Origin of the sequence: Microbacterium sp. EST19A (assembly GCF_019969685.1) — a bacterium.
Classification (GTDB): domain Bacteria; phylum Actinomycetota; class Actinomycetes; order Actinomycetales; family Microbacteriaceae; genus Microbacterium.
This window is the reverse complement of record NZ_JAHXYZ010000002.1, coordinates 922,666-936,320: the sequence shown is the minus strand read 5'-3', so window position 1 is coordinate 936,320 and position 13,655 is coordinate 922,666. Positions and strand designations below refer to the sequence as shown.

General features: G+C 69.4%; 10 protein-coding genes. 5 read left to right on the top strand and 5 right to left on the bottom strand.

Going from position 1 to position 13,655, the window contains the following annotated elements; genetic code table 11:
- Window positions 1–43 precede the first annotated feature (43 nt).
- Window positions 44–316 (bottom strand): GlsB/YeaQ/YmgE family stress response membrane protein, encoded by a 273-nt coding sequence (locus LC452_RS14445; protein ID WP_223626498.1) that lies wholly within the window; start codon window positions 314–316, stop codon window positions 44–46.
- 179 nt (window positions 317–495) lie between these two features.
- A complete protein-coding gene (locus tag LC452_RS14440) occupies window positions 496–1,422 on the bottom strand; it encodes a Bax inhibitor-1/YccA family protein (protein WP_223626496.1) in 927 nt (308 codons plus the stop codon).
- 90 nt (window positions 1,423–1,512) lie between these two features.
- Here LC452_RS14440 and LC452_RS14435 point away from each other — a divergent pair, with 90 nt between their 5' ends.
- Window positions 1,513–2,499 carry a glycerophosphodiester phosphodiesterase family protein gene (locus LC452_RS14435; RefSeq protein WP_223626494.1) on the top strand — a complete coding sequence of 329 codons (987 nt, stop codon included), beginning with the start codon at window positions 1,513–1,515 and terminating at the stop codon, window positions 2,497–2,499.
- A 16-nt stretch (window positions 2,500–2,515) separates the two neighbouring features.
- Here LC452_RS14435 and LC452_RS14430 read toward each other — a convergent pair whose 3' ends face one another.
- Window positions 2,516–2,914 (bottom strand): YccF domain-containing protein, encoded by a 399-nt coding sequence (locus LC452_RS14430; protein ID WP_223626492.1) that lies wholly within the window; start codon window positions 2,912–2,914, stop codon window positions 2,516–2,518.
- A gap of 132 nt (window positions 2,915–3,046) precedes the next feature.
- On the opposite strand from LC452_RS14430, the gene LC452_RS14425 reads away from it, so the two are divergent.
- From LC452_RS14425 to ligD, 4 genes are all read left to right on the top strand, one after another.
- Window positions 3,047–6,154 carry a lamin tail domain-containing protein gene (locus LC452_RS14425; protein WP_223626491.1) on the top strand — a complete coding sequence of 1,036 codons (3,108 nt, stop codon included), beginning with the start codon at window positions 3,047–3,049 and terminating at the stop codon, window positions 6,152–6,154.
- Between the two features lie 123 nt (window positions 6,155–6,277).
- The gene (locus LC452_RS14420; RefSeq protein ID WP_223626489.1) at window positions 6,278–8,743 is read left to right on the top strand and encodes an ATP-dependent helicase; all 2,466 of its coding nucleotides are present in this window, start codon (window positions 6,278–6,280) and stop codon (window positions 8,741–8,743) included.
- A gap of 28 nt (window positions 8,744–8,771) precedes the next feature.
- Window positions 8,772–9,941, top strand: coding sequence for an SseB family protein (locus LC452_RS14415; RefSeq protein WP_223626487.1), 1,170 nt, complete (start codon window positions 8,772–8,774; stop codon window positions 9,939–9,941).
- Window positions 9,942–9,984: 43 nt separating this feature from the next.
- Complete coding sequence (gene ligD / locus LC452_RS14410) at window positions 9,985–11,055, top strand: non-homologous end-joining DNA ligase (RefSeq protein WP_223626486.1); 1,071 nt, start codon at window positions 9,985–9,987, stop codon at window positions 11,053–11,055.
- Between the two features lie 6 nt (window positions 11,056–11,061).
- Here the strand turns inward: ligD and LC452_RS14405 are convergent, their stop codons facing one another.
- Together LC452_RS14405 and LC452_RS14400 are read right to left on the bottom strand one after the other, a co-directional pair.
- Complete coding sequence (locus LC452_RS14405) at window positions 11,062–12,105, bottom strand: ATP-dependent DNA ligase (RefSeq protein ID WP_223626484.1); 1,044 nt, start codon at window positions 12,103–12,105, stop codon at window positions 11,062–11,064.
- Between the two features lie 56 nt (window positions 12,106–12,161).
- Window positions 12,162–13,613 carry an NAD(P)/FAD-dependent oxidoreductase gene (locus tag LC452_RS14400; protein ID WP_223626482.1) on the bottom strand — a complete coding sequence of 484 codons (1,452 nt, stop codon included), beginning with the start codon at window positions 13,611–13,613 and terminating at the stop codon, window positions 12,162–12,164.
- Between the last annotated feature and the right edge of the window lie 42 nt (window positions 13,614–13,655).

Genomic DNA, 13,655 nt, shown 5'->3' with positions numbered 1-13,655 from the left:
CGGGCCTCTCTGGGGACTGCTTTCCCTCAGAGACGGAGGTGTGTCAGTCGCGCACCTTGCTGCCACGACCCGCGATCAGGCCGTAGATCAGCAGGACGATGATCGACCCGGCGATGGCGAGAAGCCACGTGCCCAGGTCCCAGAACTCGGTGAGCGGACGGTTCAGGATCAACGATCCGAGCCAGCCGCCGAGAAGCGCTCCCACCACACCGAGCAGGAGTGTGATGAACCAGCCTCCACCCTGCTTGCCAGGGAGGATGAGCTTGGCGATGGCGCCGGCGATCAGGCCGAGAAGAAGGAATCCGAGGAAACTCATGGTCTGCTCCTTACTTGCTGTGTAGGACTCCCGGGGTGCCGGGAGTTCGTGAATCCACTATCCACGAGTTGAGAATTTCCTGCATCCCCTTGCGCAGGCTGCCCCGGATATGGCAAGAGGCCCGCCTCCGGAAGGAGACGGGCCTCTCGACGCGTGCTGAGATCAGCGGGCGCTCGTGATCAGTTGCTGCGCACGATCGCGATGATGCGCAGGATCTCGACGTAGAGCCAGACGACCGTGACCATGATGCCGAAGGCACCCATCCAGCCGAACTTGCGGGGAGCGCCGTTGCGGACGCCCTGCTGGATCTGGTCGAAGTCGAGCACCAGCGAGTACGCGGCCATGATGACGACGAGGACGCCGATGATCAGGCCGAGCGGGATGCCGAGGATCGGGCGGGCGCTGAGCAGGCCGAACGCCTGGCCCTCGGGGAGGACGTTGGTCCACATGAGGACGAGGTTCAGCAGCGAGAAGACGAGGTAGCCGACCATCGCGATCATGAAGACCTTGGTGGCCTTCTTCGAGGCGCGGATCTTGCCGCTCGCGAAGAGGGCGAGCGTCACGCCGACAACGGCAACAGTTGCGAGAGTGGCCTGCAGAACCACGCCGGGGAACAGCACCTCGAAGAACGCCGAGATGCCACCGACGAACAGACCCTCGAAGGCGGCGTAGACGAAGATCAGGGCCGGGCGCACCGTCTTGCGCGAGGTGAACATGATGACCATGGCGAGCACGAAGCCGCCGAGGGCCCCGACGATCCACGGCAGCATGTTCGGCGCGAAGTCGCTGTACGGGTCGCGCACCGGAGCGGCGACGCCGCCGAGCGTCCAGACCCAGCCGACGGCCGCGGTGACGAGAAGGATGGCGAAGAGACCGGCGGTCTTCCAGACGGTGTCCTCGACGGACATCCGGTCGGTCTCGATGGCGCCGGCGGGCGGAGCCGCGTACATCCCCTCGAGCTGTGCGTTGGCGGCGACGTCCATCGCGCCATGCTGAAGGGAGGCGTTCTGCGCACCCTGAGCGGCCTGCGGTCCGCCCGGGTAGGTCGCGACATTGCGCGGATCCTGCTGCTTGAACGCCGGGTTGTTGAAGGCGAAGTTGCTCATTGGTGGGCCTCACTCCAAAAGGGGGTCGTAGGTCGCTTTCCTCTACGATACTCGCGCGGGCCGGGCAGCGGGGTGTTCTACGCTGAGAGCGTGCCCAGGAAATCACCCCTCGTCATCGGGCATCGCGGTGCGCCCGGCTACCGTCCGGAACACAGCCGCTCGTCGTACGAGCTGGCCCTCGCGATGGGGGTCGATGCGGTGGAGCCCGACGTGGTCGCGACCAAGGACGGCGTGCTCATCGTCCGACACGAGAACGAGATCTCCGGCACGACCGATGTGGCGCAGCATCCGGAGTTCGCCGACCGCAAGACGACCAAGCGCGTCGACGGGCAGGCGCTGACCGGCTGGTTCACCGAGGACTTCACCTGGGCGGAGCTCTCGACTCTTCGCGGCCGCGAGCGGCTGCCCGAGGTGCGCGCCTCCAGTGCGAGCTTCGACGACGCCCAGGGCATCCTCCGGCTGCGCGACGTGCTCGACATCGTGCGCGACGGATCCGTCGAGCACGGCCGCGAGATCGGCGTGGTGCTCGAGGTCAAGCACGCCACGTACTTCGCGAGCATCGGCCTCGATCTCGCGCCGCTCATCGACCGGGAGCTGCGCGATGCCGGCTGGGCGGAGGGCGAGCTGCCGCTGATCATCGAGTGCTTCGAGTCGACCGTGCTCGGCCAGCTGCGCGAGCGCGGGATCTCCGCGTCCTACGTGTACCTGATCGAGGCGGCCGGTCGCCCCTACGACCTGCTGGTCGCCCAGGGCAAGCAGGCGCTCACCTACAAGGCGACGGTCACGCCGCACGGTCTCGACGAGCTGGTCGGCAAGGTCGACGGCATCAGCGTCAACAAGAAGATGCTGCTCGCCCGCGGGAACACGATCGTCCCCGATGCGCATGAGCGAGGCCTGAAGGTCTTCACATGGACGTGCCGTCCCGAGAACGCGTTCCTCGCGGCCGAGTTCCGTGGTCCGGGTGGCAAGGGCGCCTTCGGCGATTACGAGTCGGAATGGGGCGTGATCGCCCGCACCGGCGTCGACGGCGTCTTCGTCGACCACCCCGACCTCGGGGTGAGCTTCTTCCGCAGCTGACCTCGCGGCGCCGGCGTCAGAGGGTGCGGTCGAACGCGCCCTTGCGGGTCGAGACGATCTCCTTGCCGAGCGGCATCAGCGAGACCGGGACCATCTTGAAGTCGGCGATACCCATCGGGATGCCGATGATCGTGATGCACAGCGCGATGCCCGAGATGATGTGCCCGATCGCGAGCCACCAGCCGGCGAGGATCACCCAGAGCACGTTGCCGAGGAACGAGCCGACGCCCGAGGTGGGCTTGCTGACGACCTCACGGCCGAACGGCCAGATCGCATAGCGCGCGATGCGGAACGAGGCGATCGCCCAGGGGATCGTGATGATCGGGATGCACAGCAGGATGCCGGCCAGCATGTACCCGAGGAAGAGGGCCCATCCGGCCAGGATGACCCAGATGATGTTGAGGATCGTGCGCATCCGCCGATTGTGTCATGCGGAGATGAACGGCCACCCGGCGTTCACCTTCCGTGCATTCGCGAGTCGTCCGGCGTCCACGCGGACTCGCTGGTCTGGAGGCCTACCCGTCTGAACCCCTACCCAGGAGTTTCCATGCCCCGCCTGCACCACGCAGCGGCGGTCACGGCCGTGTGCGCACTCAGCGCCGCCGCTCTGCTCGCCACCCCGGTCGCCGCCGTCGGCGCCGATCCCGGCATCCGTCCCGCTGAGGAGGCTCTGGGCGCACCCGCCGCCACGGGCCTGGTCCTGAACGAGATCGTGTACGACGACGCGGTCACCGGTCTCGCCGATCAGGTCGAGCTCTACAACGCCGGTACCGAGTCGGTCGACCTGGACGGCTGGTACATCTCCGACGAGAAGCGCGACACGTTCGGGTATGCGCCGGAGGGCACTGCGCTGGCGCCCGGCGAGTTCCTCGTGCTCGTGAAGGACGTCGACTTCGCCTTCGGGCTCGGCAAGGGCGACGAGGTCGTGCTCTTCGACCCGGCCGGCACGGAGATCGACGCCTACGCCTACGCGAACACCGCGCCGCTGTCGGACTGGTCGCGCTGCCCCGACGGGACGGGAGACTGGGCTCCCGCGACGGCGGCGACGCCGAGAGCGGCGAACGACTGCAGCGTCGCACCCGTCTCCGGCGCCATCGTCATCAACGAGGTCGACTCGCAGCCCGCCGACTGGGTCGAGTTCCACAACCCCGGTGACGCCGCCCTCGACATCTCGGGCTACGAGATCCGCGACAACTCCGACGACCATCGCTGGCAGTTCCTGCCGGGCACGTCGATCGACGCGGGCGCGTTCCTCGTCGTCGAGGAGGGCACGATCGGACTCGTCGACGGAGTCGAGACGGCGTTCCGCGACCCGATCGGGATCGGCAGCGCGGACCGCATCCGGCTGTACGACACCGTCGGGACGATGATCGACGACACCCTTCCGTGGAACGGGCACGCCGCGATCGACGGCGACTTCGCGGCCGCCACCCTGGCGCGCTGCCCCGACGGCGAGGGCGCGTTCCTGCTCGCCCACCCGACCCCCGGCGCCGCGAACTCGTGCGTGATCCCCGACGTGGTCATCAACGAGATCGAGTCGAACGGCGACACCACGGACTGGGTCGAGGTCGTCAACACCGGCACCACGGCGGTCGATCTCTCCGGCTGGACCGTGATGGACAACGACCCCAACGGCCACGGTGCCGAGACCACGCCGCTTCCGACCGGCACAACCCTCGCCCCCGGCGCGTTCTTCGTGTTCGACCAGCCCGCGAACTTCATCTTCGGGCTGGGCAACGGCGACACCGTGACGATCCGCGATGCGAGCGGCAACACCGTCGACGAGCACGTGTACCCCGCCCACGCCGACGGTGTCTGGGCGCGCTGCGCCGACGGCACGGGTGAGTTCGCCGATCTCGCCGTCTCGACCAAGGGCCTGCGCAATGCCTGCGGAAACCCGGTGCGCATCAACGAGGTCGAGTCCAACGGCGGATCGCCGGACGACTGGATCGAGCTCGTGAACCCGACGACCGCCGCTCTCGACGTGTCGGGCATCGTCGTGAAGGACGACGACGACACGCACGCCTACACGATTCCGGCCGGCACGACGATCGACGCCGGCGGATACCTCGTCATCGAGCGCGAACCGCTGGGCTTCGGCCTCGGCGGCGGCGACTCCGTGCGACTGTTCGACGGCGAGCTGCTGATCGACGAGACCACGTGGGGCGAAGGACACGCCGCGACGACGTGGGGCCGCTGCCCCGACGCCACCGGCGTCTTCGCGGTCACGGCCGGATCCACGAAGGGCGCCGCGAACGTCTGCGCCGGCGAGGTGACCGTGTCGCCGTGGCCGGGCTCCGCCGACGTGCGCGTGCTCGACGGCATCCCGACGTTCCTCGAGGACAGCTCGGGCCTCGACGTGCAGGAGACCGCGGACGGCGCGTTCCTCTGGGCCGTCGACAACGGCGAGGGACGCATCTGGAAGCTCGAGGCGCACGCGGATGGTTCCGTCCAGAAGGCCGACGGCTGGGACGAGGGCAAGCGGGTGCGGTTCCAGAAGGATGCCGCGAACCCGGGTGCCGCGGGCCCCGACACCGAGGGCATCACGGTCGACGGCGCGGGCAGCGTCTACGTCGCCTCCGAGCGCGACAACAGCGCGAAGGGCGTGAACCAGAACGTCGTGCTGAAGGTGGACCCGGATTCCGCGGTCGGCGACCTCGTCGCCGAGCAGGAGTGGGACCTGACGGCCCTGCTCCCTGCTGTGGGTGCGAACCTCGGCATGGAAGCCGTCCAGTGGGTGCCGGACTCGGCGCTCGCGGGGAAGCTCTTCGACGACAACACCGGCGCGGCGTACGACCCGACGGACTACTCCGGTCACGGCGACGGGCTGTTCTTCGTCGCCGTCGAGGACAACGGACACGTCTACGCCTTCTCGCTGGCGTCCGACGGCACCGCGACGCTCGTGTCGGAGATCGCTCCGGGTCTCGCCGGCGTCATGGCGCTGGACTACGACACCGTGCGGAACACGCTCTGGGCGGTCTGCGACGACGGATGCCAGGGGCGCTCGGCCGAGATCACGCTGAACGGCACCGCGACGCCGGGCATCGTGCACTACGCGCGTCCGGCCGGCATGCCCGACATCAACAACGAGGGCTTCGCCACCGCGCCGGCCTCGCTGTCGGTCGACGGACAGCGTCCGGTGTGGTGGTTCGCCGACGGCTTCGCCTCGGAGGCGCTGCGCACCGGCACGCTGCCGGGCGTCGACGGCGAGAACCCGGGTGGGGAGAACCCCGGCGGTGAGACCCCGCCGCTGCCCGGCACCGGCCTGACCGACGACAACCGCGGTGGTGCGACGGTCGACCCCGCCGTCGCGGCTCGCGGGCAGGAGGTCACGGTCACGGTCGGGGAGGAGCACTCCGGAGCGGATGCCACGGTCTGGATGTACTCCGACCCGGTGCGCCTCGCGACGGGCACGCTCACGGCATCGGGCGCCATCACCGTCACGATCCCCACCGACGCCGCACTCGGCGCCCACCGGATCGCGGTGTACGCCGCCGACGGCACGCTGCTCGGCTGGGCGGACATCCGGGTGACGGCGAGCGCCGGCGGCCTCGCGGCCACCGGGGCCGACCTGCCCGTCGCGGCGATCGCACTGGCGCTGATGCTCCTGGCAGCAGGAGCCATCGCCGTGGGGCGCCGTCGGCGCACGGCCTGAGGGCGGCCCCACCCCTCTTCGAATCGCGCACCTGGTCGCTTTCCGGACCGAAAGTCGACCAGGTGCGCGATTCGAAGGTACCCGGCACCTTGTGTCGGAGGCGCCGCCTAGACTCATAAGGCCATGACCGAAGCCCCTCTCATCGTTCCCGGAACCGTCGGTCCTCGCTCCCCAGGGGCCGAGGAGCAAGACGATCTCCTCGCCGGACTCAACCCGCAGCAGCTCGCCGCCGTCACCTATCGCGGACCCGCGCTGCTCATCGTCGCGGGCGCCGGATCGGGCAAGACGAGCGTGCTCACCCGTCGCATCGCCTCGCTGTTGCGCGGGCGCGAGGCCTGGCCGAGCCAGATCCTCGCGATCACCTTCACCAACAAGGCCGCCGGCGAGATGCGCGAGCGCGTCGGAGCCCTCATCGGCGACGCGGCCCGCGGCATGTGGATCTCGACCTTCCACTCCGCGTGCGTGCGCATCCTGCGTCGGGAGGCCGAGCAGTTCGGCTTCACGAAGTCGTTCACGATCTACGACTCGGGTGACACCCGCGCGCTCCTCAAGCGGTTGGTGAAAGAGCACGAGGCCGACGCCTACGGACTCACCCCGGCCTCGGTGATGGGGCGCATCTCGAAGCTCAAGAACGAGCTGTCCGATGCCGAGTCCTACGCGCGCCAGGCCAACATGAGCGACCCGGTGGAGCGCAAATTCGTCGAGCTCTTCGCCGACTACCAGCGCCAGCTGCGGAAGGCGAATGCCTTCGACTTCGACGACCTCATCGGGCAGACCGTGTACCTGTTCCGGGCCTTCCCGCAGGTCGCCGACACGTACCGTCGCCGATTCCGGCACATCCTCGTCGACGAGTACCAGGACACGAACCATGCCCAGTACGCGCTGATCCACGAGCTCACCCGACCGGTGTCCGGTGCGGGCGCAGACCCGTATGCCTCGAACGGCATGATGATCTTCGAGCCCGAGCCCACCGCGGGATCGGACGAAGCGGGAGCGTCGCTCACCGTGGTCGGCGACTCCGATCAGTCGATCTACGCCTTCCGCGGTGCCGACATCCGCAACATCAGCGAGTTCGAGCGCGACTTCCCGGGTGCACGGGTGGTGTTGCTCGAGCAGAACTATCGGTCGACGCAGAACATCCTGTCCGCCGCGAACGCCGTCATCGGCAACAACTTCGACCGTAAAGACAAGAAGCTCTGGAGCGACAAGGGCGACGGCGACGCCATCATCGGCTTCACCGGCTACTCGCAGCACGACGAGGCGCAGTTCGTGGCCGACGAGATCGAGGTGCTGCGCCGGGCGGGCATGCCGTACTCCGAGATGGCCGTGTTCTACCGCACCAACTCGCAGTCCCGTGCGCTGGAGGAGATCTTCATCCGCTCGGCCGTGCCGTACAAGATCATGGGCGGCACGAAGTTCTACGAGCGCGCCGAGATCAAAGACGCGCTGGCGTATCTCGTGGCGGTCGCGAACCCGGCCGACGAGATGTCGGTGCGCCGCATCCTCAACAAGCCGCGCCGCGGCATCGGCGACGTCACCGAGACCGCGATCGCGCGCTTCGCGGAAGAGCACGACATCAGCTTCCGCGACGCCCTGGCGAACTCGGCGCAGCTCGGCTTCGGCCCGAAGATCCAAGGCGCGATCGCGCACCTCGACGCTGTGCTGGCCGAGGCGACGGCGATCATGCTCCCGGCGTCCGGCGAGCTTCCCCCGCCCACCACGGTCGCCGACGGCCTGAGCCTGCTGCTGTCCAAGAGCGGCTACCTCGACTCGCTCCGCGCGAGCCGCGACCCGCAGGACGAGGCGCGCGTCGAGAACCTCGACGAGTTCGTCGCCGTCGCCCGCGATTTCGCGCGCAACAACCCCGAAGGCACGATCGTCGACTTCCTCACCGAGGTCGCGCTCGTGTCGGATGCCGACGACCTCGACGACGAGTCCGGCACGGTCTCGCTGATGACGATGCACACGGCGAAGGGTCTGGAGTACGACGCCGTGTTCGTCACGGGTGTCGAGGAAGACCTCATCCCGCACCGCATCTCGGCGGGAGAGCCCGGTGGCCCGCAGGAGGAGCGTCGGCTGTTCTACGTCGGCATCACCCGTGCCCGCAAGCGGCTCCACCTGTCGCTCGCGATGACCAGGGCGCAGTTCGGCGAGGTCACGGTGGCCATGCCCAGCCGATTCCTGCAGGAGATCCCCGCCGCACTCATCGACTGGCGGCAGTCGCCGGGCGACGTCAACTCGCGCGGCGGCATGCAGTCGCGGGCACTGAACGCGCGTCGCGGCGGCGGGTTCGGCGGCTCGGGCTCCGGGTCCGGCGACCGCTTCGCCGTCAAGGCGCTGCCCGGCAGGGAGTCGCTCAAGCCGCTGTCGACCGCGATGGACAAGTTCCCGAACCGCGTCACGGCCAAGATGCGCGACAACGGCGATCTCGAGCTCACGGCCGGCGATCGCATCCGGCACGTCGACTTCGGCGAAGGGCGCGTCGATGCGGTGACCGGCGAGGGTGCGAAGCGCATCGCGCACGTGCGCTTCGACACCGCGGGGCAGAAGAAGCTCCTCATCAAGGTCGCGCCGATCGAGAAGATCTAGTTCTCGCGAGCGGGTTAGGCTGGCTCATATGGCCCTCTTCTCCCGCCGCAAGAAGTCCAGCGACGACGCCGTCGCCCCCGCAGCTGACGTCCCTGACGTCGACTCGAGCAGCACGGCCGCGGCCGACGCCGAGACGGCGCCCGCCGAGACCGCGCCGGCTGAGCCGGTCGTCGAGGCTCCGTCCATCGGCATCTCCGTGCAGGCCTTCCGGGGTGTCGGCGCCGCAGCCGGACCCGAGGTCGCGCTGCCCGCCACCGAACCGCAACCTGACGGCGCAGCATCCGCAGATCGTCCGGTCACGCCATCCGGTCTTCCCACGCCGCCGTCGCCTGCCCCGCAGGCCGCCATCGCGACAGACCGGAGGCTCCCGCTGGCCCCGATGCTGCCGCCCGAGCAGACCGAGACCATCGCGGGCATGAAGGACAACGTGCTGCTGCGCGAGGCGCTCAAAGAGGTCGAGGCGGGTGCCACGAACGACCAGCTGCTCGGAGTGATGCGCCAGGCCCTGCAGGGGCACCTGTACATCCGGGTGATCGGTGACGCCCGCACCCAGATCAGCGAGGGTACGCCGTTGGCGGTCGCCGTCGTCCGCGATGCCGAGCGTCAGTTCATGCTCGCGTTCAGCTCCGCCGCCGCCGTCCGCGACTCGGTGAAGCTCGAAGAGGATCCGACCGCCACCTCCGCGGTCGCGCAGCCCGTCACCTCGGTGCTGCAGCAGGTCGTCTCCGGTGACTTCGCGGGTCTCATCGTCGACAACGCGTCGGCGCCGCACCGGGTCGTCTTCCCGACCGAACTGCTGCAGAAGACGCTCGACCAGGCCGACGTCGACATGACCGTGAAGTCTCTCCTCGCGGCGCCCCGCGAGCAGGACTCGACCGTCAAGGTCGGCGAGGCTCTCGCCAAGAAGAAGATGTGGGTGGCCGTGAACGACGGCGGCGGCACCGGACAGGCCGGCATCGCCGAGGCGCAGACGGCCGATGGCCGACGCTTCCTGCAGCTCTTCTCCCATCCGCTCGAGGTCATCGCGCTCGGCCGGGGCGACAGGCCGCTCCCGTTCGAACCGGAGCAGCTCGCGAAGGTGCTCTCGAGCCATGAGGAGATGGCGGGTGTGATCGTCGACTCCGCCGGTCCATCGATCGTCGTCGAGCGAGACGCCCTCGCGCCGGTCCTCGTGCTCGCCGTCGATCTCGGCGACTGAGCGCAGGCTTCCGCGGGATCGGTCGGCGCTCTAGGGTCGGAGCATGGCCTCCGAACGTGTGACCCTGACCGTCGCCGATTCCGATGGAGAGCGCGAGGTCGTGCTCTCCAGCCCGAACCGTGTGGTGTGGCCGGACCTCGGCATCACCAAGGCGGAGCTCGCCGAGTACGTGCAGCTCGTCTCGACGCCGTTCCTCTCCGCGAACGGCAACAGGGCCGTCTCTCTCGAACGCTTCCGCGACGGCATCGAAGCGGCGGGGAAGCCGCGGAAGGAGGGGTTCTTCTCGAAGAACCCGCCGAAGGGCACTCCCGACTTCGTCGATGCCGAGATGATGACGTACAACAGCGGGCGTCAGCATCCGCAGATCGTCCTCAACAGGACCAGCGCGATCGTGTGGTCCGTGCAGATGAACACGATCGTGTTCCACCCCTGGGCGTCGCTCGCGACCGACCCCGACAACCCGGTCGAGCTGCGCATCGATCTCGACCCGCAACCGGGCACGGACTTCGCGGATGCCGTGACCGCCGCGCACACGCTCCGCGAAGTGCTGAGGGAAGCGGGCCTCGAGGCGTTCGCGAAGACCAGCGGCAACCGGGGGCTGCACATCTTCGCGCCCATCGAGCCGACCCACGAGTTCCTCGACGTGCGGCACGCGGTGATCGCGGCCGGGCGGGAGCTGGAGCGCCGGATGCCGGAGCAGGTGACCATGAACTGGTGGAAGGAGGAGCGCGGGGAGCGGATCTTCGTCGACTTCAACCAGGCCAACAGGGACCGCACCATGGCAGGCGCCTACAGTCCGCGTGCCCTTCCCGGCGCGACGGTGTCGACGCCGGTGCTGTGGGATGAGCTGGACGGGCTCGATCCGACGGTGTTCACCGTGCGCAGCATCCCCCAGCGCCTCGCGGACATCGGCGATCCGTGGGCCGAGATGCAGAAGTCGCCGGGTCGCATCGACACGCTGCTCGAGTGGTGGGAGCGCGACAAGGAGAAGGGCCTCGGCGAGCTGTCGTTCCCGCCGGAGTTCCCCAAGATGCCCGGTGAGCCGCCCCGCGTGCAGCCGAGCAAGAAGGTCGCCGGGAACTGGGATGCCGACGGGAACCCCACAGGCGACTGACCCGCCTCAGTGCAGGACGTCGGCGAGGTCGTAGCCGGCGACCGTGTCGAGCTGATCGTAGGTGCAGGAGCGGGCGTCGCGGTCGGGGCGCCAGCGGTCGAACTGCACCGTGTGACGGAACCGGGCGCCTTCGAGCTGGTCGTAGCGCACCTCGAGCACACGCTCCGGGCGCAGCCGGACGAAAGAGACGTCCTTCGAGGCGCTGAATCGCGATCGTTCGCTCTCTCCGGTGACGGCATCGCCGCTCTCGTCGCGCTCGACGAGGGGTGCGAGTTCTTCGACGAGCTCCTGTCGTCGCACGTCGCTCCACGCCGCGACCCCGCCGACCTGACGGAGCGTGCCGTCTTCGTCGTAGAGGCCCACGAGGAGCGAGCCGACACCCGAGCCGGACTTGTGGATGCGATAACCGAGGGCGACGACGTCTGCGGTGCGGGCGTGCTTGATCTTGATGAGCGTGCGCTTGCCCGGAGCATACGGCTGATCGAGCGGCTTGGCGACGACGCCGTCGAGCCCCGCTCCTTCGAACTCCGCGAGCCAGCGCACGGCGGCGTCGCGGTCGCGCGTGGTGCGGGTGATGTGGAGGGGATGCTCGACGCCCTCCATGACGGTCTCGAGCCGCGCCCGACGCGTCTCGAACGACTGGTCGAGCAGGTCGTCGTCACCGGAGGCGAGCAGGTCGAACGCGATGAACATCGCGGGTGTCTCGGCGGCGAGCTTCGCAACGCGCGAGGCCGCCGGATGGATGCGCTGACTGAGCGCCTCCCAGTCCAGGCGCTGCGCGCCCTCGGGGCCGGTGGCGACGACGATCTCCCCGTCGAGCAGGCACGGACCGGGCAGCAGCTGCGGGATCGCCTCGACGAGCTCGGGGAAGTAGCGGGTCAGCGGCTTCGCCCCGCGCGAGCCGATCTCGACCGTCTCGCCGTCCCAGGCGATGAGGCCGCGGAAGCCGTCCCATTTCGGCTCGTAGAGCAGGCCCCCGGGCGTCTTCGCCGGGTCGGGCACGGAGGCTGCGGCCTTCGCGAGCATCGGGGCGGGGATGTCGTAGCGCATGGTCCCATCCTGGCCGCGGGCGTCGTGCGGCGGAAGGGGCGGGTCAGCGTGCCGGCTCAGCCGAAGAGGTCGTCGAGGGATGCCGGGGTGCCGGCATCCCTGAGTGCGGTGCGGGCCGCATGCCAGCCGGCCATGCCGTTGACCGCGGGCCCGGGCGGTGTCGACGCGGACGCGAGGTACACACCGCGCATCGGCGTGCGCCACGGCGTCGGCGACAGGACGGGCCTGCGCAGAGCCTGACGGATGTCGAACACGCCACCCGAGATGTCTCCGCCGATCTCGGCGGGGTTGATCGCCTCGCGCGAGGATGCCGGCACGGCGTGATGCGCGAGGATCAGCTCGCGGAAGCCCGGCGCGAAGCGCTCGACCTGCGCGGTGATGAGTTCGGTCGGGTCGAGGTCCGAACCGTTCGGCACGTGGATGTACGCCCAGAGCACTGCCTTGCCCGCGGGTGCCCGGGAGTCGTCGAACACCGACGGCTGCACCGCGAGCACGTACGGCCGGTCGCTGACCCGGCCGGCCGCGACGGCGTTCTCGCTCGCCCAGATCTCGGCGCGGGTGCCGCCGAGGTGCACGGTCGACGATTGTCGCACGAGCGGATTGGTCCAGGGGATCGGGCCGTCGAGGGCGAAGTCGACCTTCGCCGCGGCGGCGCCGTAGCGATAGCTCTCGATCGCCCGCGCATACCCCGGCGGGACATCGGGGTGGGTGAGGGCCAGGCGGGGCGAGGTGTTGAGCAGCAGCAGGTCGCCGCGTGCCGGGTCTCCCCAGTCGAGGGTGCGCAGATCGGTGACGTGGACTCCGGCTTCGACCGTGCCGCGGTGGGCCTCGATGTCGCCGACCAGCGCGTCGGCGATCCGCTGCGTGCCCCCGCGGGGGTACGGCCAGCCGCCGGCGTGCGCGAGCGCGGCGAGGAGCAACCCGGCTGCGCCGCCCGCGAGCGTCGGCTGCGGGGAGTTCGCATGCGCGACGACACCCGACATCAGGGCGGCGGCCGCATCCGTGAGGAAGGCCCGCTCCGCGAGGGGAGTCCCCTGGTCCAGCATCCGGATCGCGTAGCGCATAGCGGTGACCGGGTCGCGCGGCACGCGGAGCAGCTGATTGTTGGTGAAGTCGACGAGACCCTCGATGTGCGTGCTGAGCGGCCGTACGCGGGACAGCCACGCCTGCGCGTCGACACCCAGGTCGGCCGCGGTGCGGTCGATGTCGCGCCAGGCGATGGCGGCGCGCCCTCCGTCGAGCGGATGCGCGTACGAGATCTCGGGGCGGATCCACTCGACGCGCTCGCCGAGTCCGAAGGCTTGGAAGAACGGCGAGGAGACGGCCGCGGGGTGCACGGCGGAGCACACATCGTGAAGGAAGCCGGGGAGAGTGGACTCCTGCGTCCGCACCCCGCCGCCGATGGTGTCGGACGCTTCGAGCACCCGCACGTCGTAGCCGGCGCGTGCGAGCGCGACGGCGGCAGCGAGTCCGTTCGGACCTGAGCCGATGATCGTCGCCCGTGCCATGACGCCAGTCTTGCACGCGGTCGAGACAGAAGCGGTCGAAGA